The sequence below is a fragment of the Natronosporangium hydrolyticum genome (assembly GCF_016925615.1).
GTDB lineage: Bacteria > Actinomycetota > Actinomycetes > Mycobacteriales > Micromonosporaceae > Natronosporangium > Natronosporangium hydrolyticum.
The window spans coordinates 410970-432441 of the sequence record NZ_CP070499.1 but is presented as its reverse complement, the minus strand read 5'-3'; the positions used below and the strand labels follow the sequence as shown (position 1 = coordinate 432441).

Below are 21472 nucleotides of genomic sequence, written 5' to 3'. Positions count from 1 at the left end.
AACTTTGCAAGCCGTACCCACCGAACCAGAACCGCAGTTTACCCAGAGAGATTAGGCAAAAACTGTGAGTCATCAGAACTGAGGTGACACCACCCCCCTGAGTTCGAGGTAATCCTGGATAGCTACTATCCAGGAATGCGGATGACCGAGGGAGTCGAATGGGCTCTGCACTGCTGCCTCAACCTGGCCTGGGTGGGACCTGACCGAGCGGTCACCGCCACCCGACTGGCAGCGTTCCATGAACTTCCCCCCGCTTACCTCAACAAGCAGCTGCAACCGCTGGCCCGGGCCGAGATCCTCACCTCCACGCCCGGGCCACGCGGCGGATTCCGGCTCGCCCAAGCCCCGGAGCGGATCACCCTGCTGGACGTCGTAACCGCCATCGAGGGGTCGACCGAGGTGTTCCGGTGCACCGAGATCCGGCAACAGGGCCCGCTCGCCGGATCACCCGAGCTCTACCGCGATCCGTGTCTGATCCACGCGGCGATGCAGCGCGCAGAGCTGGCCTGGCGCCGGGAGCTCGCCGGCCAGAACCTCGACGACCTGACTGTCGCGGTTTCCAGGGCCCGACCGGGCCTGCCGGATCGGGTCCGCCGCTGGTTTCACGAAGCCGCTGGTTAAGGCCATGTCTACGCGCTCCCGCATCGCCGACGACGGCGATAATTCTGGACACTTATCATCAAGAATTGGTATGGCCGACACTGACGAGCGGACCACTGACCAGCTACGACGCTCGCCTCGTGGCGGTTGGCCGGCGGTGGTCGCGGTCTGCGCCGCGACCGTCGACCGGCGGCTGCTGCTCGCCGCGCTGCTCGGCCTGGTCACCGTCGCCAACCTGGGCTCCGCGCTGGCACCACACTTCGCCGTGCTGGTCACCGCGCGGCTGTTGATCGGCGTCGGCGTCGGGGCTTCTGGGCAATCGCCGGTGGGCTCGCGCTCCGGCTGGTCCCTGCCCGGCAGGTCGGGCTCGCCACTACGGTCATCTTCGGCGGCGTCGCCGTCGACCAGGTCGCCACCACCGGTGGCCTGTGGCTCGGCGGCGCGCTCGCGCTCACCGCGGTCGCGGTCTTCGCCCGCGCCACTGTTCCCCGCAACCAACCGTAAGGAGTCCACTATGTCCGTCACCATCGTCAACCCCGCGCAGCTGCACGACCCCACCGGGTTCGGGTACAGTCACATCGCCCGATCCACCGGCACTGAGATCGCCCTCATCGCCGGCCAGTACGCCGCCGGCCCCACCGGCGAACTGGTCGCCACCGACTTCGCCGGGCAGGTGGCTCAAGCCTTCGCGAACCTCGCCACCGCGATCGCCGCTGCCGGGCTCGAGCTGTCCGATGTGGCGCAGCTCCGGACCTACATCGTCGACCACGAACCGGCCAAGCTCGCCGTCATCGTGGAGCACGTGCAACGGCTATGGGGGGACCGGCCACCCGCCCAGACCCTGCTAGGGGTCGCCTCACTGGCGCTGCCCGGAATGCTTTTCGAAGTGGACGCGACCGCGGTGCGGTGACCGGCAACGGCTTCGACTGAGCCGCATCCGGTCGGCTCAGTCGAAGCTCAGCTCCCCGGTCCGGGTCCGCTTGAGCTCAAAGAAGTGCGGGTAGCGGGCCATCGCCAACGCCGCGTCGAAGATGGCGACCGCATCGTCGCCACGCGGAATGGCGGTCAACACCGGCCCGAAGTAGGCCACACCGTCGATGTGGATGGTGGGGGTGCCGACATCCTCCCCCACCGGGTCCATGCCCTCGTGGTGGCTGCGACGCAGCTCCTCGTCATAAACGTCGGTCTCCGCCGAGGCCGACAACTCACTCGGCAGCCCCACCTCGACCAGCGCCGACTTCACCACCGTCGTGAAGTCCTGCTCGCCCTGATTATGGATGCGAGTGCCCATCGCGGTGTAAAGGTCGCCGAGGACCGCTTCGCCGTGCGCCTGCGCGGCGGCGACCAACACCCGCACCGGCCCCAGCGTCTGGTCTACCAGGTCACGGTACTCATCCGGCAGGTCACGACCCTCGTTGAGGACATAGAGGCTCATCACCCGGAACCGCAGCTCCAGCTCCCGGTGCCGCTGCACCTCAAGAATCCAGCGAGAGGTGATCCAGGCGAACGGACAGGCCGGATCGAAGTAGAAATCAACCTTGGCCGGCGCAGAGATCTGTGACATGCGTTGCCCTTCAGCGGGGTTGGGGGGGCTTTGGATCGATGCCCGAGCACCTCTCACCATAGCTCGGCCAACCACAAAACAATGTGCGCCTGATGACCCGTGCCGCCCGAGCGCCGGCCGCTGTGATCTGCTACGAAGATGGACCTCGCGATCCGGACCGCCACGAGGGCCGACATTTCGGCCATCGTCGCCCTGCTGGCCGTCGGCGAGATCGCCGGCGAGATCGTGGCGACCCTGCAGCTCACATACATACCCGGGTTGTCGCGCGGGGGCGCCTGGCGGGCCCAGTTGGAGGGCGTACGGGTGGCGTCAACTTCTACGAGCGACTCGGCTTTGTCCCCTCCCACACCGGGTTCAAACTCGATCTAGGCGCCGCGGCGCGGATCGAGGAGACCTGCTAAGAGCCCTCGTCGCATCGGCGACGAGGGCTCCCACCAGCGTAGGGTTACCTCCAGTCAAGGAACGCGTACGCTCACTCAGGTCGGATTGGCACAGTTTCTAGGTCGGCAGGCAGAGGGCGTAGACACCGGCCCCCCAGTTGCCGGTTACGGGGCGGGTATCGGTCCTGGTGACTCCCACCAGCCGGTCCGACGTGGGAATCAGCATGGACTGCACCAGGTTGCCCGCCTCCCAGGTGTGTCCGAACCCGGCGCCGGTGGGGCCTTGGCCCGCGGGGCAATGAGCCGTCGCATTCTTCACGGCCCGGTTGTCGACGCCGGTGCTCCCGCTGACGATCTCGGCGGCGTTGTGGTTGGCGCAGACAGCGATGGCCTGCACCGCCCACGAGGCGGTCGGGTTGGGCTGTGGCGTCACTCGGGCGATGACTACACCGTTGCCAGGGGCGACGGTGCTGAGTCGTACCTGCTCGGGGATGGCGAAAGCCTGCCCGCCCATGCCGACTAGGCTCTTGCCCGGGCTGCAGCTGGCCAACGCTGTCAACGGGCCACGTCCCGATCCCGCCGCCGAAACATAGTCACGCTGGTACTCCACGCCAGGCAGGCCGTGGGCGCAGATGCCGTAGGCGTGGAGCGTCCAGTTGGCAGGCGTCGTATCGGGTGCCGCGGTAGCGCTGACCCGCATCGAGCGGGGGTCATCGAGCGCCGCCCCACCTCTCGAACCAGGGGCGATCTGGCTCAGTCCCGCGTTCTGCGATTCGGGACCGGACACATAGCCGCCGCCACCGAGGAATGCGCCGGTGCAGCTCAGATCCACCCCCTTCCACAGATTGGCGTCAGTGGCACTAGATCCGTAGACGAAAGTAATGGTCGGACTTGCGATGGAGCTTTGCTGCGCGGCAGGGGCGGCCGCGGCGGGAGCGGCCATCCCCAGCACTCCTGCCAGCACGGTGCTGGTGGCGACTGCGGCCGCCTTCCACCACACAGCCTTGTGCTTCTCCCTGATCAGCGGCGTTTCCTCAACGTGGGTCATAGCGTCTCCTAGAATCGGTCCCGCACAGGCGGTTGGACGTCCCAAGACTGCGTTCCACGCGGGATAGTCCGCATCGGGGCTTCCCCCCTGCCCCGGCAGCGCCACTAGGGGACGCGCCGGCCGCACGTTGCTGACCCGCGCACGCGCGCCGACAACGGTCAAGCCCCAAGGTCCGCCGGGTCCCGGCAAGATCGAGAGGGCCACGTCTACAGGATCAAGGTGCGCAAACGCCAGATGTGGTTTCGGCGAACAACTCCGACAATCCCGTTAATGGTCGAGCTGTCTACACAGCCGATGCCGACGAGGTTTCCCTGGGCAGGCCGTTAGCCGCTGCCAACTCCGATCCATGGCCCCCGCCTTGAGTGCGGCGCGCCGGGCGAGCGAGGAAGGCGCGAAGTGCCACCCGCAGTGCAACCCCAAGCGCGCCCAGTGCGCCACACTTCGCACGGCGCCTTGAAGATGTGGTTCGGGAGTAGGTGATCCCGCGCAACGTCGCTTTCAGATGCCTACGCGGGTGTTGGCGCCTTATGAAACGGTCGGAGGCCGGGGTGGAGGCTCCGTTCGAAGCGAGAAGCCGGAGAAATCTCCCTAGGCTTACCCTAGTTGCCACTCCTGACGATGCGCACGGGGCCTTTTCGTGCCCCATCAGCTGAAGCGACGACACTATTGGTGGGAAATTACGCTGCCAATCACAATTGCTTGGCGACCATCTGGCCAGCAATCCATAGCTGCCTGATATTCAGAAGCGTCGAGTGCGTCGGAGACTGAACCATGCACCTCCGCCGAGCTGCCGTCCGCGAGAAATCCGAAACCTGGAACTTCAACCCCTGATTCTCCATCAATACTGCTAGGCTGAACCCCTTCTGGCCAGAGCGGAACTACCGACCTCCCGTCGATGTTGACAGAGATGCAAGCGGTTACTTCGTCATACGCTATTTCGACTTCTGTCGAAGTGTCAAGCACCGGAAACGATTCTCCGTCGTGAACTACTGCTCTCGGGTCTTCCCCCACAATCCAAGCTTCATCGGAGCCTGAAGTGCATGCAACGATCAGAACCAGCGATGCGGATAGGGCGGCAGCTAGCGCAAAGCCTCGATAGGCGTGTGCCACGCTATACTCCTAGACAAGATCCAGCCGGTTACCCCTAGGGTAACTGGCCCACAGCGCAAACGCAGTTGGGCCGCTGGCGGGTAGAGGATGCCCGAGATGCCGTCGCGTAGAAGCGCAGATCGAGCATCGCAGTGCGCTTCGTGGCCCGGAGGAGTTGCCAGAGGAGCCGACTTGCCCGATGGGCTGGCCGGCGGTGACCTGGTCGTCGACCTCTACTGGTGGGGTGAGTAGGTGGCAGTAGCGGGTGACGACACCTCCGGGGTGGAGGATGTCGAGGTACCAGCCGCAGCCGGAAACTTCGGGGTGCCGCCGATGTCGCAGCTGTAAGGCGCCCTGCCGAGGCTCGCGTGGCAGATGACCAGGATGACGGTGCCGGCGGCGGCGCGGAAGCCGGAGGTGATCTGTCCTGGAAAGGGGCGGGTCCAGCCGGTTGGGCTGATGTGTCCGCAGTCGAGTCCGGACAGGGCGATCGAACAGCTCAGCGCCGACCGAGCAGCGCGCGCACCGATCCCCCCAGACCACCCCGGAGGTCGACCGAATAGGTAGCGGCCCGGGCAGCGCCCAGCGCGGAACCTGATCGCCGACCGTGGTTTGCGGGGGTTTTCGGGGGTGGTTCAGAATCCCATAGACAAATACCAACGCCCTGACCTGCATCACTGCTGGTCAGGGCGACTTTTTGGCACGCCTGGAGGGATTCGAACCCCCAACCTCTTGATCCGTAGCCGCGGCCGGCGCGGCTGGTTCCATTCGGTGGGGTCGTTTCCGGCTGATGAGGAGGTGTGTCTTGGTTGGCCTCGTCCGCCTCGGTCGGGCGGCGTTGCTGTCAGTTGCTGCTGTCAGCGGCGGCGGGCTGCCTGGCCTCGCCGCGATTGGCCCCAACCGTCCTGCGCGCTTCGTCCCGAAAGCCGCCACGGCATGGCAACGGCGCCAGAGGCTGCCGCGTAGTGCGCGGCCTGCTGCTCGTGGCAGTCCCACACCGCGCAGCTCCGCTAGTTTCCTGCTTCTATGCTGCCTGCGCTCCTACGCCTCACATGCATGCTGGTCCCATTTGTGCCGGTTCTGTACTCACTTGATCAGGACTCGATACCGGGCTTAAGCAGCGCTTTGAGGAAGCCGCGTAGTGAGGTCAACGTGGGGTGACCTTCCGGGAGGCTTTGTTCCGCGATGGCGACGGCTTGCCGACAGAGTGGCACCGCTTCGGCCGGCCGGCCCAGATCGGAGTAGCTGGCGGCCAGGTTCCCCAACCGGATTGCCACATCGGGGTGTTCGGGGCCGTAGGCAGCCTCGGTAATGGCCAACGCCCGCTGCTTCAGCGGTACCGCCTCGCCCGACCGGCCCAGAGCGGAGTAGCTGGCGGCCAGGTTCCCCAACCGGATTGCCACGGTGGGGTGTTCGGGGCCGTAGGCAGCCTCGGTAATGGCCAACGCCCGCTCGCACAGCGGTACCGCCTCGCCCGACCGACCCAGATCGAAGTAGCTGGCGGCCAGGTTCCCCAACCGGATTGCCACATCGGGGTGTTCGGGGCCGTAGGCAGCCTCGGTAATGGCCAACGCCCGCTGCTTCAGCGGTACCGCCTCGCCCGGCCGGCCCAGATCGGAGTAGCTGGCGGCCAGGTTCCCCAACCGGATTGCCACGGTGGGGTGTTCGGGGCCGTAGGCAGCCTCGGTAATGGCCAACGCCCGCTCGCACAGCGGTACCGCCTCGCCCGGCCGGCCCAGAGCGGAGTAGCTGGCGGCCAGGTTCCCCAACCGGATTGCCACATCGGGGTGTTCGGGGCCGTAGGCAGCCTCGGTAATGGCCAACGCCCGCTGCTCCAGCGGTACCGCCTCGCCCGGCCGGCCCAGATCGGAGTAGCTGGCGGCCAGGTTCCCCAACCGGATTGCCACATCGGGGTGTTCGGGGCCGTAGGCAGCCTCGGTAATGGCCAACGCCCGCTGCTCCAGCGGTACCGCCTCGCCCGGCCGGCCCAGAGCGGAGTAGCTGGAGGCCAGGTTCCCCAAGACGGTCGCCACATCGGGATGTTCGGGGCCGTAGGCAGCCTCGGTAATGGCCAACGCCCGCTCGCACAGCGGTACCGCCTCGCCCGGCCGGCCCAGAGCGGAGTAGCTGGCGGCCAGGTTCCCCAACCGGATTGCCACATCGGGGTGTTCGGGGCCGTAGGCAGCCTCGGTAATGGCCAACGCCCGCTGCTTCAGCGGTACCGCCTCGCCCGACCGGCCCAGATCGGAGTAGCTGGCGGCCAGGTTCCCCAACCGGATTGCCACGGTGGGGTGTTCGGGGCCGTAGGCAGCCTCGGTAATGGCCAACGCCCGCTCGCACAGCGGTACCGCCTCGCCCGGCCGGCCCAGATCGAAGTAGCTGGCGGCCAGGTTCCCCAACCGGATTGCCACATCGGGGTGTTCGGGGCCGTAGGCAGCCTCGGTAATGGCCAACGCCCGCTGCTTCAGCGGTACCGCCTCGCCCGGCCGGCCCAGATCGGAGTAGCTGGAGGCCAGGTTCCCCAAGACGGTCGCCACATCGGGATGTTCGGAGCCGTAGGCAGCCTCGGTAATGGCCAACGCTTGGGTGGCGTGCGCCAAGGCTTGGTGGTGCAGCCCTTGGCCCGATTCGAAGACCACAGTTTGGTTTAGAAGGCGGCCCAGTTCGGCGCTTTCCACACTGTTCGGGCTGTGTTCGGCCAGTGCGGTGATGTGCGGCAGCAACCGTCGCCAGCCCGGCCACCCCTCGGGGTCATTCTGCGGATCGGTGGGGATCGCCTCGGCAAGCAGCCTCACTGCTTGGTTGCACCGGGCCGCTGGTGCCGCATCGTCGCCTGCCGTTTCGTTGCTTCGCAGGACGGCCTGCACCAGCCGGTGGACACCGACGAAACCGTCAGTCAATGTGATCATGCTGTAGGAGGCCAGCAGCCCCAACGCCCGGTCGGCGGCGATGGCGTCGCCGGTGAGCAAGGTAACCAGCTCGCGAGGCACGTCGTCGGGGGCGAGCCACGCCAGCACCCCGAGTACCTCGACCGCGGTGGAGTAACGCAACGCGGCAAGGGTGATGTCCCACACTCGGGTGATCGCGCGTTGGCCGTCGTGGCCGGGCGCCACGCTTGCGTGCATCTGCGCTGGCTGTTCGGCCAGCCGAGCGCGGTAACTGGCCAGAGTCAACCGGTGGTGGTTGATGTAAGCGGCGGCCTGCTCCAAGGCCAGGGGCAGGCGCCCCAGCTCGGCCGCGATTGCCCTGGCGGCTGCGGTGTCATGCTGGCCGGTGCGCTCGACCAGCATCGTCTCCGCATCCTTCGCAGTGAGCACGCCGAGGCGGATCGACACCAGCCCGTGCCGGGACCAGTCCACATCCCGGCGGGTAGTAACCAGAACGTGCCCACCGTCGAGCATCCCGATCAGCGGTTCCACATGGGCGGGATCGTCGACGTTGTCCAGTACCAGCAGCCACCCGTCGTTGTGCTGCAGCCAGGCCGTGGCCCACTGCTCGGCCTGCTCATCGTTGAGCGCGAACACGGCGGGGGCCAGCCGGCGCGCCAACGACGCCAACCCGGCGGTGACACTGTCCGGGCCATCCGCGGTGATCCACCACACCGTGGTGTAGCTTCCTCGGCGCTTATGGGCGTGGTGGAGGGCCAGTTCGGTTTTGCCGACTCCACCGAGTCCGGCCACGCTCTGCCCGACCAAACCCGCACCCCCCGCGTCGAGGGTGCGGGCAAGCTGCTCCAGGTCGTTCTTGCGGCCGACGAACACCTGGGAGGGGCGGCGGGTCACATTCCACACACCCGCGCCGGACACCTGGTCTGGGGCTGGCAGCCCTCCGGCCGGCAGCTGAATAAACTGTGCATTCTGGATGAACTGCGGATAGTCGCCTGTGGCGACAGTGCCGGAGATTTGCTCGGCGGCTACCGCCCGGTCCCCGCTGGCGTACGGTCCGCTCACCGCTTGATCTTGGCGTCGTCGCCGGTGACCACGACCCCGCTGATCGTCTGGGCGGCCACTGACCGCTCACCGACCGCCGCTACACTCACACCACCAGCCCCACCCAGCAGTTCGGCCAGGTCGGAGCGCAACTGCTCATCATTAGCCAACGCCTTCTTCAACTGCGCCCGAACAGCGCGTTGGAAGTCCTCGTCGTCAGGATGCGCCCCCAGGTCAGCCACCGCCTCCTCGATCGCATCCCGCGCCGGTACCTCGGGGGAAAGCAACCGACGCAGCAAGCGGCGCCCCAACCCAAACGTGGCATCAGCGCCAGCCTCGGTACCTTCCTGTACCGCCCGCTCCAGCACAGCGGATCCGTACCGGCCCGCCAACGCACACAGATACGGCACCACCGCACCTACTAGGACTCCAACGTCCACGACTACCACCTCCAAGCCGTACATCCATGCACGGTCTACCACGGCGTGCCGATAGACGTACCAGACCGTCGGCAACCCGACACAACCGCACCACCCATACCAGCTACAGACCCGACAGCACCCGCCGATGATCACGGTGGCAAGCCGCGGAGCGGCGCGGCAGCGATCGCCCCGACTTGGAAGGCGGCCGGCCACCCTCGGCGATCGTCACGGCCGTAACCGGCTGCCTGCTCTGATCGGATCCCGTGTTGAGTGCGGTGTGCCGGGACGCGCGAGGACGGCGCGAAGCGCCGCCCGCAGTGCGTCCCCGAGCGCGCCCGGTGCGCCGCGCGAAGCGCGGCGCCTTGATCCTGTAGAGGCTAATTCGGCAACGCTTGCTGCTCGTAGCGCTGGCTCCTGCATCAGGGCTGGTGAGGGCTCATCCGCTGTAGGGCTGTTCGAGGGTGGTCAGGGCGGCGTCTATGTCGGTAGTGAGGGTGGCCATGGGTTCGTGGTCAGGATGTTGGGCTGCTGCGCGGCGTACGGCGCCGAGCGCGCGGGCGAGGCGGGCTGAGCGGACGTTGGCGAGGTTGGGGAGGGCTTGGCGGGCGGCTTCTTCACCGGAGTCGAGGTTGCCGGTAGTGAGGTGGAGGGCGGCGAGGCGGGCTCGGCAGAGTCCGAGTGCGCGGGCGTGCTCGCTAGTGGCGTAGAGGCTGATAGCTCCGGTGAGGTGTTCTACCGCTGCTGCGTGGGTTTCGGCAGTGCTGTCGTGTTGGGTGAGGTCGGCCAGGGCGTGGCCGGCTGCTGCGTAGAGGTGGGCGGGGTTGCGCAAGGTCTTGACCCAGGGCGGGTCGAGCGGTGCGGGTTCTTGGTGCGCCTGCTGGGCGAGTATGAGGTGTCTACGGCAGCTGTTGGTTTCCCCTGCGGCGGCGTAGGCGCGGGCCTTGACGCTGTGGAGCAGCCGGCGGACCGGGGCGGCTACTCGTTCGTCTCCTTCGACGATGCGGATCAGGTCGAGCGCGTCGGCGTAGTAGCCGAGGTGGTTGTGGTGGGCTGCGGCGTCGGCGATGACGTGGGCGCGTAGGTGGGGGTCACCTGCGCGGACGGCGCAGAACAGGGCGAGGCGGAACAGGCTGCGGGCGGCTTCGTGGCTGCCGGTGTCGACAGCTGACCATGCAGCCCGGGCGGTGATGATGCCTAGCGCGTTGTGGAGGGGCTGGTGGTCGGGGTCGTACATGCTGGCGGGTTCGATCATGGGGATGGCCCAGCGCAGGATGGTCTTTGCCAGCTGGCTGGTCATGGCTCCGCCGTAGCGCGTGTCCAGGGTGGTGAGAAGCTCGCCGACCTGGGTGAGCTGGTCGACGTCGCACGGATCGGGGGCGATGGGTGATACCGGTCGGCCGGTGGTGTCTATGAGTCGGCCGAGGGGTTCGCCGATCTGGCCTCCGATGGCGATGGCTCCGACTGCGGCGTTGAACGCGAGGCGGCGCATGTCGGTGAGCTGGCCGGGTCGCCAGCTGCGGCGGCGAAGACCGACGACGTTTTCTCGTTGTTCGGCGATGGCGGCGGCGGCCTCGGCCAGGGAGACCCCGGTGACTTTCTCGTAGGCGGCCAGCACGGTAGGCGTGATAGGGCGGCCGTGCTCGCCGCGTTCAACTTTGCTGAGGTGGCCATGGGACATGCCGGCTTGGCGGGCGACGCGTCGTAGAGGGACTTGCATGCTTTCGCGGATAGCGCGCAGGGTCGGGCCGTCGTAGCTGCTCACGCTTGCCTCCAAGAATGGCGCATTAGCCGCATTCCGGGCGCCGCTAGGCATGGTCGTCCCGTTGTGCGGCATGTCGTCTGGGCGGGTGTCGCTAGATGGGGTCGGCTTCGTTGTGCAGTAGCCGGGCGAGGTGGGCGAAGTCTGGGGCGCCATCGGCTACGGCGTCGGCTCCGGCTGCGGTGAGGCGCCGGTATTTGCCGGGTTTGTTGGCGTAGCCGATGGTGCGGACTCCGGCGGCGTGCCCGGCGGTGATGTCGCTGGTGGAGTCGCCGATTAGGGCGCATTCGCTGGGTTGGGCTGCGAGGGCAGTTAGGGCGGCGTGTACGGGCGCGGGGTTGGGTTTCATCCCGCCGGGGTCGCCGTGGGGGCGGCCGACGATGTGGTCTATGTAGCGGGCTAGCCGGTGCGCGGTCAGGTATGCCCTGATGGCGGATTCGGCGTTGTTGCTGACAATGGCCAACGGTCGGCCTGCGTGGTGCGCGGCGACGATAATCTCCCGCGCGTACCGGGTGGGGGCGGCGCTGTCGATGGCGTGTCGCTCGGCTCGCCGTAGTTCATCATCCACTCTTGCGGTCAGCTTCGGGTTACCAAAGGTGACGGTGTGGCGGAGAACTGCGAGAGCGTCGGGCTCATCGGCGATGTGTCTGGGGAGAGTAAAACCGTGGTCGGTGAGGGCCTGGCACAGCCGTTCGGCGACGGTGGCGGCGGGCACTGCGGCGTACAGTGCGCACACCGGGCCGTCGAAGTCGAGCAGGAGCGGCCCTGTTTCGCCGAGGACTTGGGCGAGGCTGTACGGCGGCGTGGTGGCTGCGGCTTGTCGTGGGCGAGGGCTGGGACTGCCGTAGGCGTGGGCGGCCGACGATCGGGCAATAGCCGTATGCGGGGTGTTTCCGGGCATGACTGCTCCCTGGCTCTGTGCAGCGTGGAGGGTTGGCGCCTGGCCGTTGGGTGTGCTGGTTGGCCGCTTGGGCCGGTACGGCGTCGGGGTGGTTAGGTTCGCCCGTGCTCGTCTGCGGGGCGCGGGTCCGGGTCGAGTAGGTGGGTGCCGTCGTGGGCTCGCACGGCCGGTGCCTGCTCGTCGCGGAATGCGTCGCTGAGGCGGATGGCGAACGCTTCGTTCATGGTTGCGGTGATGCGTTCGATGGGCCACCACTCGACTGCGGCGGCTTCGTCGGTGGGTTGCGGGCTGCCTGCGATGGGGTGTGCGTGGAACACGAGCGCTACTACGCCTAGGCGCATGTTCTTGTAGACGCCGGTGAGTCGGGTGGGCTCCACTACGACGCCCGTCTCTTCCAGGACTTCCCGGCGTACTCCTTCGTGGAGGGTTTCGCCGAGTTCGAGGATGCCGCCGGGTAGCTGCCATGCGTCGGTGTCGCGGCGGCGGATGACTAGCGCGTGTCCGTCGTTGTTGATGACTGCTGCGGCGACGCTGACTGAGTGGCGCGGGGCGCTGCTCATGGCTGCTCCTGGGGGTGGAATTGGCACAGTACGGCGGTTGCGTCGTCGTGGCGCTTGTAGCGGGCCTGGCCGTCGCCGGTGTCGTCGGATAGCTCGGCGGCGCGGACCTGCCGGATAAGTTCGGCGGGTCCGTGGGTGGTGAGGGTGTCGAGCAGGGTCGGCCAGGTGTGCAGCTGGTATCGGGTGACTGCGTCGGCTGCGCCGTCGGTGAGCAGGGCGGCGCGGCGGACCCTGTCTACACCGGAGAGGGGGAGTTTCCCGGTGATGGCGTGGTGGGCGGCCCCGGGTTGTGCTCCGGCTACCCAGTAGCCGCCGGGTCGGTTGATCCGTTGCAGGCGCATGCTGGTGATGTGCCGCAGGAGCGCGGCGTGGTCGTCGCTGCCGAAAGTCGTTTGGTGGGCGCGGGCGTAGTCGCGCAGGTCGGCCACGGCGGCGCCGAAACGTTCGTCAGTGAGGAACTGGGAGCTGTTGTCGTCGCGGTCGACTACTAGGGCGATGTCGCAGAGTATGAGGTAGTCGAGGTGTTCGCCCTGGTCGCGGATGATGCCCACAGCGGCGGTGGGGGTGCCGGGGTGGTCGAGGTCGCATTGTTCGCCGTGGTCTTCGCGTACGGCGCGGATTGCCTCGGCCAGGATCTCGGGCAGGCTGAGGTCGGGTGTGGTCACGGTGGCCAGGTTTTCGGCCAGGCGGGTGACGTACCAGGAGGTGCCGTGAATGCAGCCGGTGTCCATGCCCGGTGGGACCGATGCGCCGTCGAAGACTGCGACCAGCGGGCCGGCGTGGATCGCGTGATCTTGATTGGCGGTGGCGTCGGGCGCGGCCTCGGACGCGTAACAGACCTGCATCACTGGTCCCGGCGGGTGTTGCTGGCCTCGTCTCTCCAGCCGTAATGGAGGGTCCAGAGGTGTCCGGGCATGACATGATCGCAGATCTCGATGGGTCGCCGGTCGTGGCTGTAGGTAACCCGCCAAATTCGGAAGACCGGTTGCGTGGCCTCGATCTGAAGGACCTGGTGTTCTTCCGGGGTGGGTAGCCGTACGTCGATGTCTTCGGCGAAGCGCACCGGGGGGTAGCCGAGTTCGGCGAGGCGGGTCAGGGACCCACCGACGCCTGCCTCAGGCTGGAGAAGTTCCGCGCTGTCTTTGACTAGCTCCCACGGGTAGTACGAGTCGGCCATCTGGGTCGGCTCGTCGTTGGCGTAGAGGACGCGTCGACGTACGAGGACGGGCTGACCTTCGGCGATGTCCAGGGCTTGGGCGACCTCGGCGGGCGCGGCGGTTTGCCCGATTTCCAGGTAGTCGGTCCTCGGCCGAAGGTTGAGTTTGCGGGCCTCCACTTCACCGGCGCCGGTGCCTTCGTCCCGCGCGGCGTAGCGGGCCTCGGCGTCACGGACGATCTTCGGTAGTGAGCGGACCACTGTCCCGCTACCCCGCTTTACCGTGACGTCCCCGGCGGCCCGGAGCACGCTCACCGCACGGTTCACGGTGACCCGCGAGACGCCCAGCTCCCGGGCTAGATGATCCTCGCTGGGCAGGTTCGAGCCGGGAGGGTAGTCACCTCGCTTGATCCGACTTCGGAGCATCTCCGCGATCTGCGCGTACTTGGGTCGCGGCGCCTCCACGTCCGTCATCCCGGCCCCCTCGCTCGTAGTACGTCTTACGGAGACCCTAGTGCATCGGGCCTCTTCGGCAGGGGGCCATGCCGGGGGGCCACCCTCGCGCACAGAAATACGTCTTACGTCTTGCGTCCGAACCGGTTCCTGAGCTATGGTTCGTGACACGCAAGACGTAAGACGTGTTGGAGGTTGAGCATGGTCCCGATGACGATGAAGGTTCCGGTTCCGTTCGAGTACGTGTTTCCGTACGGCGCGTTGTGCCTGGGTGTGGAGCCGGTGAAGGACTTCGACGCCAAAGGCGCTGACGACCAGGCTCGCGACAAGGAGTCCGGCAGGCGGCTGTGGCAGGTCCGCGTGTTGGACCTGGACCCGGAGTCGGGCCGGTTCGGTGAGTCGAAAGAGGTCAAGGTCAAGGTTGCTGCTGATCATCAGCCGGTGCCGCCGGAGCCGACGGTGCCGGGCTACCCACCGGCGGTGGAGTTCGCCGGGGTGACGCTGACCCCGTACGTGAACTCGCAGAAGCGCTGTACCGATCGGTGCCGGGCGCGGCTGGCGTGGTCGGTCCGGGCCGATTCCATGTCGGCGCCCGAGAGCAGCGGTCGCAGCAAGGCCACCGCGGCCGCTGCTGCCTGAACCCAGTGAGTTAGCGCGGGCGGGTCTTTCCTCCGGCAAGAGACCAGACCCGACCGCGTGCCCAACATCCCTGAAAGGAGCTGGTCATGTCCACGGTACTGGATGCTGCCCGTGTCCCGGTGCAAGGCGAAGCCGAATCGGGCGCCGTCGTCGCGCAGCTGGTGTGGCGGGCGCTACGCGACCCGCGCGGGTTCTCCGACGCAGGCGCCGAACTTGAAGTGAGCGGGGTCCGACCCAACGAAGTAGCGGGAGTGCTGCCGCTGCTGGACAACGTGCGGGTAGAGGACTGGGTCGGCGACTCGGGCACCTGCTACCGCGACTACGTAGGGCAGCTGCCCTGCGGGTTGCTGCTGCGGCTGATCACCCACGTCGGGTTGACGGCGGATGTGTGCGGGGGTGGCCGGTGATGCCCCGCCCGGTGGTGGGGTGTGCGGCGGCGCATCCCGAGGACTCGTCGCCGTGTGACGGCCCGGTTGATGCGGTGCGGGTGGTCGACCGTGCCGGCGCCGTGGTGGCCGGATGTATCCATCACGCGGCGGTGGTGCTGGCGTCGGTGGTCGACGCTCGGGTGTACCCGGGCAGTGTGGCGGGTGCCGCGATCGAGGCGTATGGCCGCTCGCGGGCACGTCGGCCGTTCCAGTTCGACCGTGCCGGCGGCTGCCGTCTGCCCGTGGTGGCGGGGGGTGGTCGGTGATGCCGCGTCCGTTTGTGGGGGTAGTGCGCGGGGATCGGGTGCCCGACGTGCCGCCGATGATGCTGCAACGTCCGGTGATGGTCCGTACCCCGGTGGTGCGGGTGCCGCTGTGGCTGATGGCGATCTGGTGGTGCCTCAAAACCTTGACCCTGGCCGTGGTCGTGTTGGTGCGCTGGTGGTGGATCTCCGCCCCGGTGTTGGCGCTGGCGGGGTTGTGGTGGCGGTTCGGGTGGCTGGGTCCGGTCGCCGCCCTGATCGTGGTGGCTGGTGGGCTGGTGGCCTGGTACAGCATCGACCGGGGCTCGTTCGACAAGTGGTGCTGGCTGCGGCTGCTGTCGAAGTGGCGCCGGTTTACCTATCGGCGGAAGTGGTGGTCGGCGATGTCCACTGCCGGGCTGGTGGTGCGGTTCAACGGCCGTGAGTTGCTGCCGGAGGTGAAGAAGGTCGCCGCCCGTCGTGGGCTGGATGTGCTGCTGGTGCGGATGGTCACCGGGCAGATCCCGGAAGACTTCGCCAAGGTCTCGGAGCGGTTCGCGCACACGTTCGGGGTGGTGGGGGTGCGGGTGCGTCCGCATCGCAAGCCCGGGTTGGTTTATCTGACGATGGTGCGGCGGGACCCGCTGGCCGGGGTGGTGCCAGTGTTGCCGGTCGCCTCGACGCCGGATTTTCGGGCGCTGCCGCTGGGTGTGCGTGAAGACGGGTTGCCGTATGAGCTGGGCTTGTTCGGGACTCAGGTGCTGGTGGCCGGGGCGACCGGTGCCGGTAAAGGCTCGGTGATCTGGTCGTTCGTCCGCTCGCTTGCTGGCGGGATCCGGTCGGGGCACGTGCAGCTGTGGGGCTTCGACCCGAAAGGCGGCATGGAACTCGGCCCCGGGCTGCCGCTGTTTGCCAAGTTCGCCTGCGAGGACTACGCGGCTATGGCCGACCTGCTCGACCAGGCCGTTGAGGTTGCGAAGCAGCGGGCGGCGCGGTTGCGGGGTCACACCCGCCAGCACACCCCCACCACGGATGAACCGTTGATCGTGCTGGTCGTCGACGAGCTAGCCGCGCTAACGGCGTACCTGGCAGACCGCAAGCTCAAAGAACGCATCCGGGCAGCCCTCGGGCTGCTGCTCACCCAGGGTCGGGCGGTCGGAGTGCATGTGCTGGCCGCGTTGCAGGACCCGCGTAAAGAGGTGCTGCCGTTTCGGGACCTGTTCCCCACCCGGATCGGGCTGCGGCTGGCCGAATCCTCCCAAGTGGATCTGGTGCTGGGTGACGGTATGCGCGACCGGGGTGCGGTGTGCGACCAGATCCCGCAAGCCCTACCCGGTGTCGGCTTTGTGGTCCTCGATGGCGACCCGACCCCGGCGCGGGTGCGCTTCTCCTACCTGAACGATGACGACATCCGCGACCTAGCCGGCGGCTACACCAGCGGCAACGTCATCGACGGGCACACCACCACCTCATCCCCACCGAAGCCCCGGCCTCGGCCTGGGCCTGGTTCTGGGCGTCGTGGGCCTGGTCCGCGTCAGGACGGTTGGGGGTTGGCGGCATGAGCAGGGCTAGCAAGGATCGGGCGACGTTGTGGACTCGGGTAGCGGCCCGTACGGCTGCGGTGATGGTTGCCGCGGTGGCCGGGGCGGCGAGCTTCTCCCATATCGCCTCGGTGGCCATCGGCGCTGGTGAGCGGACCTGGGTGGCCTACAGTCTGCCGATCGCCATTGACGGGCTGATCGTGGTCGGGGCCATGGCGTTGATCGAAGATGGTCGGCTGGGTCGGCGGCCACGCATGGCGGCGCGACTGGCGGTGATCACCGGGGTAGCGGCGACGTTGGCGGCTAACGTCGCCTCGGCCGAGCCGACCGTGACCGCGCGGCTGGTGGCGTTGGCGGCGCCGGTGGCGTTCCTGCTCTCGGTCGAGGTGGTGACCCGTAGCGGTCGTCCCGTGTCGACACCTGACGACACGAAACCGGCCGACCAGCCGCAACCTGCTGCGGCCGAGCCGACTCCCGCGCACGCTGCGGTCACCTCGGCGGAGACGGTGGCGGCCAGCAAGCCGGCGGCTGCTGGTGGGAAGAAGAAGCGGACCACGACCAGGCGGCGGCCCACTGCCGCGCAACGGGTCGGCAAAGCCGTGACGGACACACCTGCGGCCAGCGATGCCGAGATCGCTGCCCGGCTCGGCCTGTCGGAACGCACCGTGCAGCGCCACCGACCCGCGACCCTGCCCGACCAGCCGACCCCGGTCGAGCCAGAGCCGGAGCCGGTGACCCTGTTCACCAGTCACAACGGCAGCAACGGTGGCGCCTCGGTGCCGACGCTGACTCGGGAGGTGACCCGATGAACCGCCCCGAGCGGGAAGCCGGCGCTGGATCGGTGCGGCCGCGACCTGGAACGGCTGCGGCGCTCTTGCCTGGCCATCGCCGACCAGTAGGCCGGTAGCCGCACCCGCATCCCCGGAAGAGAGGACGTCCTGACCAGTCCACCGGTTCGGGCTGGTCAGGCAGCGAAAAGCAGGCGGCCCCCGGCGGGCGGTGCAACGCCAACCGGGGGCCTCGACCAGGAAACCGAGGTTCCTGACCGTGAATGAAATATACGACCCCGACCAACTCGGGCCGCTGCTGGCTCGGCTACGTCAAGAGCGCGGCTACAGCCAACGGACCCTGGCGGAGCGGCTGTGCGACGTGTCGCGCCATCCGACCCTGACCCGACATGACGTGTCCCGCTGGGAGCGACAGGAGCGCATGCCTACCGAGTTCTGGCTCGGGTGGCTCGCCGAAGTGCTCGGTGTGTCCCCGGACCTGCTGCGGCTGGCTGCCGGCGCCACCCGGGAACACCACACAGCCACCGTTGACGGAGTCAGGATTCAGATTCCGCCCCGGCTGGGCCGACACACGCTGTGGGAGCCGCCCGGCTATCCGGTGGTGTCGGCGTGGCTCACCCTCGCCCAGGGTCCGAAAGAGACCGTCATTGCGCTCAGCGGTGTGGAGGTTGACCAGCTTCGCACCGTGCTCGCGCCGATCAACCCACCCGAACACGAAGCTCCAGCCACCGTCGACCCGGTAACGGAGGAATCAGCGTGACCACTGCCGCCCCGACCCCGGACACCCTGCCCCTGACCATGCCGACCAACCAGCCGGTAGCCGCCGGGCCGGTGGAGCGTCCGGGGTCGCGGGCGGCCCGTCTCCGGCTACCCCGCACAGTAGACATACTCAAGGACCTAGCGGCCGAGCACGGGGTATGCGCACGGCCGGTGAGCCTGCGCCGCACCGACCTGGAAACCGGTACGACGGAGCTGGTTGACCTACCCTGCGGCGCCACCCGCGAAGACAAGTGCAAACCCTGCGCCACCCGCGCCCGGCGGCTGCGGCAACAACAGATCCGCGAAGGGTGGCACCGGGCCGAGGAGCCGCTACCCGTCCCGGAGCGTCCCACCGACGAGCAGCAGGGCCTGGTGGTCCTGCGGGCACACCTGGAATTTGAGCGGGCACAGATCATGCTGCGGCCCAGCGACCCGGACACCCGCGCCGCGGAGCTCGCCGACATAGATGCCGCCATCGCCGAACTTGACGAAGAGATCACGGCGACCGGGCTACGTGGGCAAGCCGAACCCTCCCACCGGGCGCCGGACGAATCCGCCGGGGATCGTCGGGTCCGCTCGACCCGGCGGCGGCAGGACGCGCCCGACCTACCTCGGCGGCCGGTCCAGTCGCGCACCATCGGGCAGCAATACCAGGCACCCGACGGCAAGACCTACCGGCCATCGCTGTTTCTTACCCTCACCCTGCCCTCGTACGGGCGGGTCCTCGGTGACGGCACACCGGCCGACCCGAACAGCTACGACTACCGGGCGGCGGCGTGGGATGCGGTCCACTTCCCGCGGCTGCTCGACCGGTTCTGGCAGAACCTACGCCGCGCGGTCGGCTGGAACGTCCAATACGCCGGGAGCGTCGAGCCGCAACGGCGGCTGGCGCCTCATGCGCACTTCGCGATCCGGGGCACCATCTCCCGGGCGCTGCTGCGGCAGGTCGCCGCCGCCACCTATCACCAGGTGTGGTGGCCGCCCGTCGACGAGCTGCGCTACCGCCCCGACCACCCGCCGGTCTGGGACGAACCCACCGGCGGATACGTCGACCCGGACACCGGGCGCCCGTTGCAAACCTGGGGTGAGGCGCTCGACCAGGTCGACAACGACCCGGACGCGCAGCCGGTGCATGTGGCCCGGTTCGGGGTCCAGGTCCACGCCCAGGGCGTCACCGCCGGCTCGGCCGACTCCGACCGCTGCGTCCGCTACATCACCAAGTACCTGACCAAACAAGCCGCCGACTGCCACCAGGCCACCACCGACCGGCAACGGGCACATCTGGAACGGTTCCACGCACAGCTACGGGTCACCCCGTGCTCGCCCCGATGCTCCAACTGGCTGCTCTACGGCATCCAACCGGACCGGGCACACGCGAAGCTCGCCCCGGGCCGCTGCCGGGGACGGGTCCACCAACGGGCCACCCTCGGCCTCGGCGGCCGGCGCGTGCTCGTCTCTCGGCAGTGGTCCGGCAAGACCTTGAAGGATCACCGGGCCGACAACCGGGCGTGGGTGCGGGCGCTGCTTGGCCTGTCCACCGACGACCAGGCCGACGACACCGGCGGCGGCACGCGGGCGACCCGCTACGCCTGGGAACTCGCCCGACCCGGCGACCCTGACCTACCGCCGATCGGCCAACGACTCCTCCGCGCGGTCTCCGAACGCATCCAGCAACGCGTCCAGCTCGACCAGGCAAGACGGCAGGCCAACGCTCCGCCTGAAGGTCTGACCCCGAACGGCTCGCTCACGGAATCTCAGGAGGGATGAACACTATGGATGCAAGGACGAAGATCGACCCACGGATGTGGGAGCTTCCGGCTGGCCAACTCCCGCCGTTGCTGCTGCGGCCAGAGCAAGCTGCACAGATCCTGAGCATGAGCCGCTGGAAGGTCTTCGAGCTGATCCGGCTCGGTGAGCTTCGGTCGGTCAAGTCTGGCGGTTCTCGTCGCATCCCGGTAGCGGCCGTCCGCGAATACGTTTCGCGACTGGAATCGGTGGAGGTGGGAGCTTGAGCACCTCGAAGCGTGGCCGGCGGGCGAACGGCGAGGGATCGATCTACCAACGTAGCGACGGGCGCTGGACGGCCGCCTACTACGTGCCGGATCGTTTCGGTACCCGGCGGCGGCGCTACGTGTATGGAGCTTCTCCGGAAGCGGTCGAGGAGCAATTGGTCAAGCTCCGCCAAAACGTCAAGTCGGGTACGCCGGTCGCTCCGGCCGGTCTGTCGCTGGCGGAGTACCTGTCGGAGTGGCTCGACCAGGTCGCGGCGCCTCGGGTTCGGGCTTCGACACTGTACGGATACCGCAACTCCATCAGCCGATACCTGACCCCTCGGCTCGGCCGGAAGAAGCTCGGCTCGTTGACTGCTCGGGATGTGCGGGGTTTCCTGGCGGAGCTATCCCGGGACGGAGTGGGAGAGCGAACTGCTCAGTATGCGCATTCGACCCTTCGGGCCGCGCTGGAGGATGCGGTTCGAGAGGAGATGATTCCGCGCAACGTCGCGAAGTTGGTGCGGGCTCCTCGGCCGATTAAGACGGAACGAGAGCCGCTGAACGTCTCGGAAATCCGGACTCTGCTCGGCGCGGTCAAGGAACATCGGCTGTACGCCCTCTTCGTCGTGGTGGCGGTCCTGGGTATGCGGCGCAGCGAGATACTCGGCCTCCGATGGGAGGATGTCGACCTGGCTGCCGGGGTGCTCCGTATCCAGCGGGGCCTACAGCGGGTTGACGGGGCCTTGGTGACCCTCCCGACGAAGACTCGCCGATCGGCCCGCGTCGTGCCGTTGCCGGGATTCGTCGTGCGGGCGCTGCGTGACCATCAGGCGTCGCAGGAGGTGGAACGGAAGGCGCTCGGCCCTCGATGGCCCGATCTCGGTTTCGTCTTCACCACGCCGATAGGTACCCCGATCGACCCGCGCAACTGCACCCGGATGGTGCAGACCGCGGTGCAGCGGGCGGGGCTGCCGCTGGTGCGGCTACACGACTTCCGGCATGGCTGCGTATCGGTGCTGCTGGCGCTGGGGGTGCCGCCCCGGACCGTGATGGAGATCGTCGGGCACTCCACGCTAGAGATGACCATGAACGTGTACGCGCACGTGACCTTGGATGACAAGCGCGAGGCACTGGATCAGCTCGGCGAGCTGCTGGACGGCGAAGACCAGGAGGACGACGACGGGTGACCGTTGCTGTCACCGAAAGCTGTCAGGGGCGGCCAT

22 protein-coding genes are annotated in these 21472 nt (G+C 67.9%); 11 read left to right on the top strand and 11 right to left on the bottom strand.

Going from position 1 to position 21472, the window contains the following annotated elements; genetic code table 11:
- Positions 1-135: 135 nt before the first annotated feature.
- Together JQS43_RS02100 and JQS43_RS02095 are read left to right on the top strand one after the other, a co-directional pair.
- Positions 136-621: an RrF2 family transcriptional regulator gene (locus JQS43_RS02100; protein WP_239677360.1), complete on the top strand. Its 486-nt coding sequence runs from the start codon at positions 136-138 to the stop codon at positions 619-621.
- A 70-nt stretch (positions 622-691) separates the two neighbouring features.
- Positions 692-1510, top strand: a complete 819-nt coding sequence (locus tag JQS43_RS02095) for a RidA family protein (RefSeq protein ID WP_239677359.1) — start codon at positions 692-694, stop codon at positions 1508-1510.
- A gap of 36 nt (positions 1511-1546) precedes the next feature.
- On the opposite strand, the gene JQS43_RS02090 is transcribed toward JQS43_RS02095, so the two are convergent.
- The 11 genes from JQS43_RS02090 to JQS43_RS02035 all read right to left on the bottom strand — a co-directional run bounded on the left by JQS43_RS02090 (position 1547) and on the right by JQS43_RS02035 (position 13882).
- Entirely contained in the window at positions 1547-2164 is a 618-nt protein-coding gene (locus JQS43_RS02090) for a mycothiol-dependent nitroreductase Rv2466c family protein (protein ID WP_239677358.1), read from the bottom strand.
- 498 nt (positions 2165-2662) lie between these two features.
- Complete coding sequence (locus JQS43_RS02080; protein WP_239677357.1) at positions 2663-3592, bottom strand: hypothetical protein; 930 nt, start codon at positions 3590-3592, stop codon at positions 2663-2665.
- Between the two features lie 663 nt (positions 3593-4255).
- Positions 4256-4702 (bottom strand): hypothetical protein, encoded by a 447-nt coding sequence (locus JQS43_RS02075; RefSeq protein ID WP_239677356.1) that lies wholly within the window; start codon positions 4700-4702, stop codon positions 4256-4258.
- 9 nt (positions 4703-4711) lie between these two features.
- Positions 4712-4972, bottom strand: a complete 261-nt coding sequence (locus JQS43_RS26165) for a M23 family metallopeptidase (protein WP_338037173.1) — start codon at positions 4970-4972, stop codon at positions 4712-4714.
- 803 nt (positions 4973-5775) lie between these two features.
- A complete protein-coding gene (fxsT, locus tag JQS43_RS02065) occupies positions 5776-8631 on the bottom strand; it encodes an FxSxx-COOH system tetratricopeptide repeat protein (RefSeq protein ID WP_239677355.1) in 2856 nt (951 codons plus the stop codon).
- Positions 8628-9050: a hypothetical protein gene (locus JQS43_RS02060; RefSeq protein ID WP_239677354.1), complete on the bottom strand. Its 423-nt coding sequence runs from the start codon at positions 9048-9050 to the stop codon at positions 8628-8630. The genes fxsT and JQS43_RS02060 overlap by 4 nt, the downstream gene beginning before the upstream one ends.
- A gap of 418 nt (positions 9051-9468) precedes the next feature.
- The gene (locus JQS43_RS02055; protein ID WP_275580999.1) at positions 9469-10845 is read right to left on the bottom strand and encodes a helix-turn-helix domain-containing protein; all 1377 of its coding nucleotides are present in this window, start codon (positions 10843-10845) and stop codon (positions 9469-9471) included.
- 40 nt (positions 10846-10885) lie between these two features.
- Complete coding sequence (locus tag JQS43_RS02050) at positions 10886-11692, bottom strand: HAD family hydrolase (RefSeq protein WP_239677352.1); 807 nt, start codon at positions 11690-11692, stop codon at positions 10886-10888.
- A gap of 92 nt (positions 11693-11784) precedes the next feature.
- The gene (locus JQS43_RS02045) at positions 11785-12252 is read right to left on the bottom strand and encodes an NUDIX hydrolase (RefSeq protein WP_239677351.1); all 468 of its coding nucleotides are present in this window, start codon (positions 12250-12252) and stop codon (positions 11785-11787) included.
- The gene (locus JQS43_RS02040) at positions 12249-13097 is read right to left on the bottom strand and encodes a protein phosphatase 2C domain-containing protein (protein ID WP_239677350.1); all 849 of its coding nucleotides are present in this window, start codon (positions 13095-13097) and stop codon (positions 12249-12251) included. The genes JQS43_RS02045 and JQS43_RS02040 overlap by 4 nt, the downstream gene beginning before the upstream one ends.
- Complete coding sequence (locus JQS43_RS02035; protein ID WP_239677349.1) at positions 13097-13882, bottom strand: GntR family transcriptional regulator; 786 nt, start codon at positions 13880-13882, stop codon at positions 13097-13099. The genes JQS43_RS02040 and JQS43_RS02035 overlap by 1 nt, the downstream gene beginning before the upstream one ends.
- Before the next feature lie 180 nt (positions 13883-14062).
- On the opposite strand from JQS43_RS02035, the gene JQS43_RS02030 reads away from it, so the two are divergent.
- The 9 genes from JQS43_RS02030 (at position 14063) to JQS43_RS01990 (ending at position 21436) form a co-directional block, all read left to right on the top strand.
- Entirely contained in the window at positions 14063-14500 is a 438-nt protein-coding gene (locus tag JQS43_RS02030) for a hypothetical protein (protein ID WP_239677348.1), read from the top strand.
- Between the two features lie 86 nt (positions 14501-14586).
- Positions 14587-14907 carry a hypothetical protein gene (locus tag JQS43_RS02025; RefSeq protein ID WP_239677347.1) on the top strand — a complete coding sequence of 107 codons (321 nt, stop codon included), beginning with the start codon at positions 14587-14589 and terminating at the stop codon, positions 14905-14907.
- Positions 14907-15194 carry a hypothetical protein gene (locus JQS43_RS02020; protein ID WP_239677346.1) on the top strand — a complete coding sequence of 96 codons (288 nt, stop codon included), beginning with the start codon at positions 14907-14909 and terminating at the stop codon, positions 15192-15194. Before JQS43_RS02025 ends, JQS43_RS02020 begins: the two co-directional genes overlap by 1 nt.
- The gene (locus JQS43_RS02015; protein WP_239677345.1) at positions 15194-16732 is read left to right on the top strand and encodes an FtsK/SpoIIIE domain-containing protein; all 1539 of its coding nucleotides are present in this window, start codon (positions 15194-15196) and stop codon (positions 16730-16732) included. The genes JQS43_RS02020 and JQS43_RS02015 overlap by 1 nt, the downstream gene beginning before the upstream one ends.
- Positions 16729-17520: a DUF2637 domain-containing protein gene (locus JQS43_RS02010; RefSeq protein ID WP_239677344.1), complete on the top strand. Its 792-nt coding sequence runs from the start codon at positions 16729-16731 to the stop codon at positions 17518-17520. The genes JQS43_RS02015 and JQS43_RS02010 overlap by 4 nt, the downstream gene beginning before the upstream one ends.
- Positions 17521-17758: 238 nt before the next feature.
- Positions 17759-18259 carry a helix-turn-helix domain-containing protein gene (locus JQS43_RS02005; RefSeq protein ID WP_239677343.1) on the top strand — a complete coding sequence of 167 codons (501 nt, stop codon included), beginning with the start codon at positions 17759-17761 and terminating at the stop codon, positions 18257-18259.
- A 38-nt stretch (positions 18260-18297) separates the two neighbouring features.
- Positions 18298-20025, top strand: coding sequence for a replication initiator (locus tag JQS43_RS02000; RefSeq protein WP_239679277.1), 1728 nt, complete (start codon positions 18298-18300; stop codon positions 20023-20025).
- Between the two features lie 5 nt (positions 20026-20030).
- Positions 20031-20270: a helix-turn-helix domain-containing protein gene (locus JQS43_RS01995; RefSeq protein WP_239677342.1), complete on the top strand. Its 240-nt coding sequence runs from the start codon at positions 20031-20033 to the stop codon at positions 20268-20270.
- Positions 20267-21436 (top strand): tyrosine-type recombinase/integrase, encoded by a 1170-nt coding sequence (locus JQS43_RS01990; RefSeq protein WP_239677341.1) that lies wholly within the window; start codon positions 20267-20269, stop codon positions 21434-21436. Before JQS43_RS01995 ends, JQS43_RS01990 begins: the two co-directional genes overlap by 4 nt.
- Positions 21437-21472: the final 36 nt, after the last annotated feature.

What these genes read in the sequence shown, in the direction of transcription:
- JQS43_RS02035 (WP_239677349.1), bottom strand. Translation starts at nt 13,882, where the DNA reads ATGACGGACGTGGAGGCGCCGCGACCCAAGTACGCGCAGATCGCGGAG.
- JQS43_RS02100 (WP_239677360.1), top strand. Translation starts at nt 136, where the DNA reads ATGCGGATGACCGAGGGAGTCGAATGGGCTCTGCACTGCTGCCTCAAC.
- JQS43_RS01995 (WP_239677342.1), top strand. Translation starts at nt 20,031, where the DNA reads ATGGATGCAAGGACGAAGATCGACCCACGGATGTGGGAGCTTCCGGCT.
- JQS43_RS02090 (WP_239677358.1), bottom strand. Translation starts at nt 2,164, where the DNA reads ATGTCACAGATCTCTGCGCCGGCCAAGGTTGATTTCTACTTCGATCCG.
- JQS43_RS02015 (WP_239677345.1), top strand. Translation starts at nt 15,194, where the DNA reads ATGCCGCGTCCGTTTGTGGGGGTAGTGCGCGGGGATCGGGTGCCCGAC.
- JQS43_RS02055 (WP_275580999.1), bottom strand. Translation starts at nt 10,845, where the DNA reads ATGCCTAGCGGCGCCCGGAATGCGGCTAATGCGCCATTCTTGGAGGCA.
- JQS43_RS02000 (WP_239679277.1), top strand. Translation starts at nt 18,298, where the DNA reads ATGCCGACCAACCAGCCGGTAGCCGCCGGGCCGGTGGAGCGTCCGGGG.
- JQS43_RS02045 (WP_239677351.1), bottom strand. Translation starts at nt 12,252, where the DNA reads ATGAGCAGCGCCCCGCGCCACTCAGTCAGCGTCGCCGCAGCAGTCATC.
- JQS43_RS02095 (WP_239677359.1), top strand. Translation starts at nt 692, where the DNA reads ATGGCCGACACTGACGAGCGGACCACTGACCAGCTACGACGCTCGCCT.
- JQS43_RS02040 (WP_239677350.1), bottom strand. Translation starts at nt 13,097, where the DNA reads ATGCAGGTCTGTTACGCGTCCGAGGCCGCGCCCGACGCCACCGCCAAT.
- JQS43_RS02020 (WP_239677346.1), top strand. Translation starts at nt 14,907, where the DNA reads ATGCCCCGCCCGGTGGTGGGGTGTGCGGCGGCGCATCCCGAGGACTCG.
- JQS43_RS02050 (WP_239677352.1), bottom strand. Translation starts at nt 11,692, where the DNA reads ATGCCCGGAAACACCCCGCATACGGCTATTGCCCGATCGTCGGCCGCC.
- JQS43_RS02080 (WP_239677357.1), bottom strand. Translation starts at nt 3,592, where the DNA reads ATGACCCACGTTGAGGAAACGCCGCTGATCAGGGAGAAGCACAAGGCT.
- JQS43_RS02025 (WP_239677347.1), top strand. Translation starts at nt 14,587, where the DNA reads ATGTCCACGGTACTGGATGCTGCCCGTGTCCCGGTGCAAGGCGAAGCC.
- JQS43_RS02010 (WP_239677344.1), top strand. Translation starts at nt 16,729, where the DNA reads ATGAGCAGGGCTAGCAAGGATCGGGCGACGTTGTGGACTCGGGTAGCG.
- JQS43_RS02030 (WP_239677348.1), top strand. Translation starts at nt 14,063, where the DNA reads ATGGTCCCGATGACGATGAAGGTTCCGGTTCCGTTCGAGTACGTGTTT.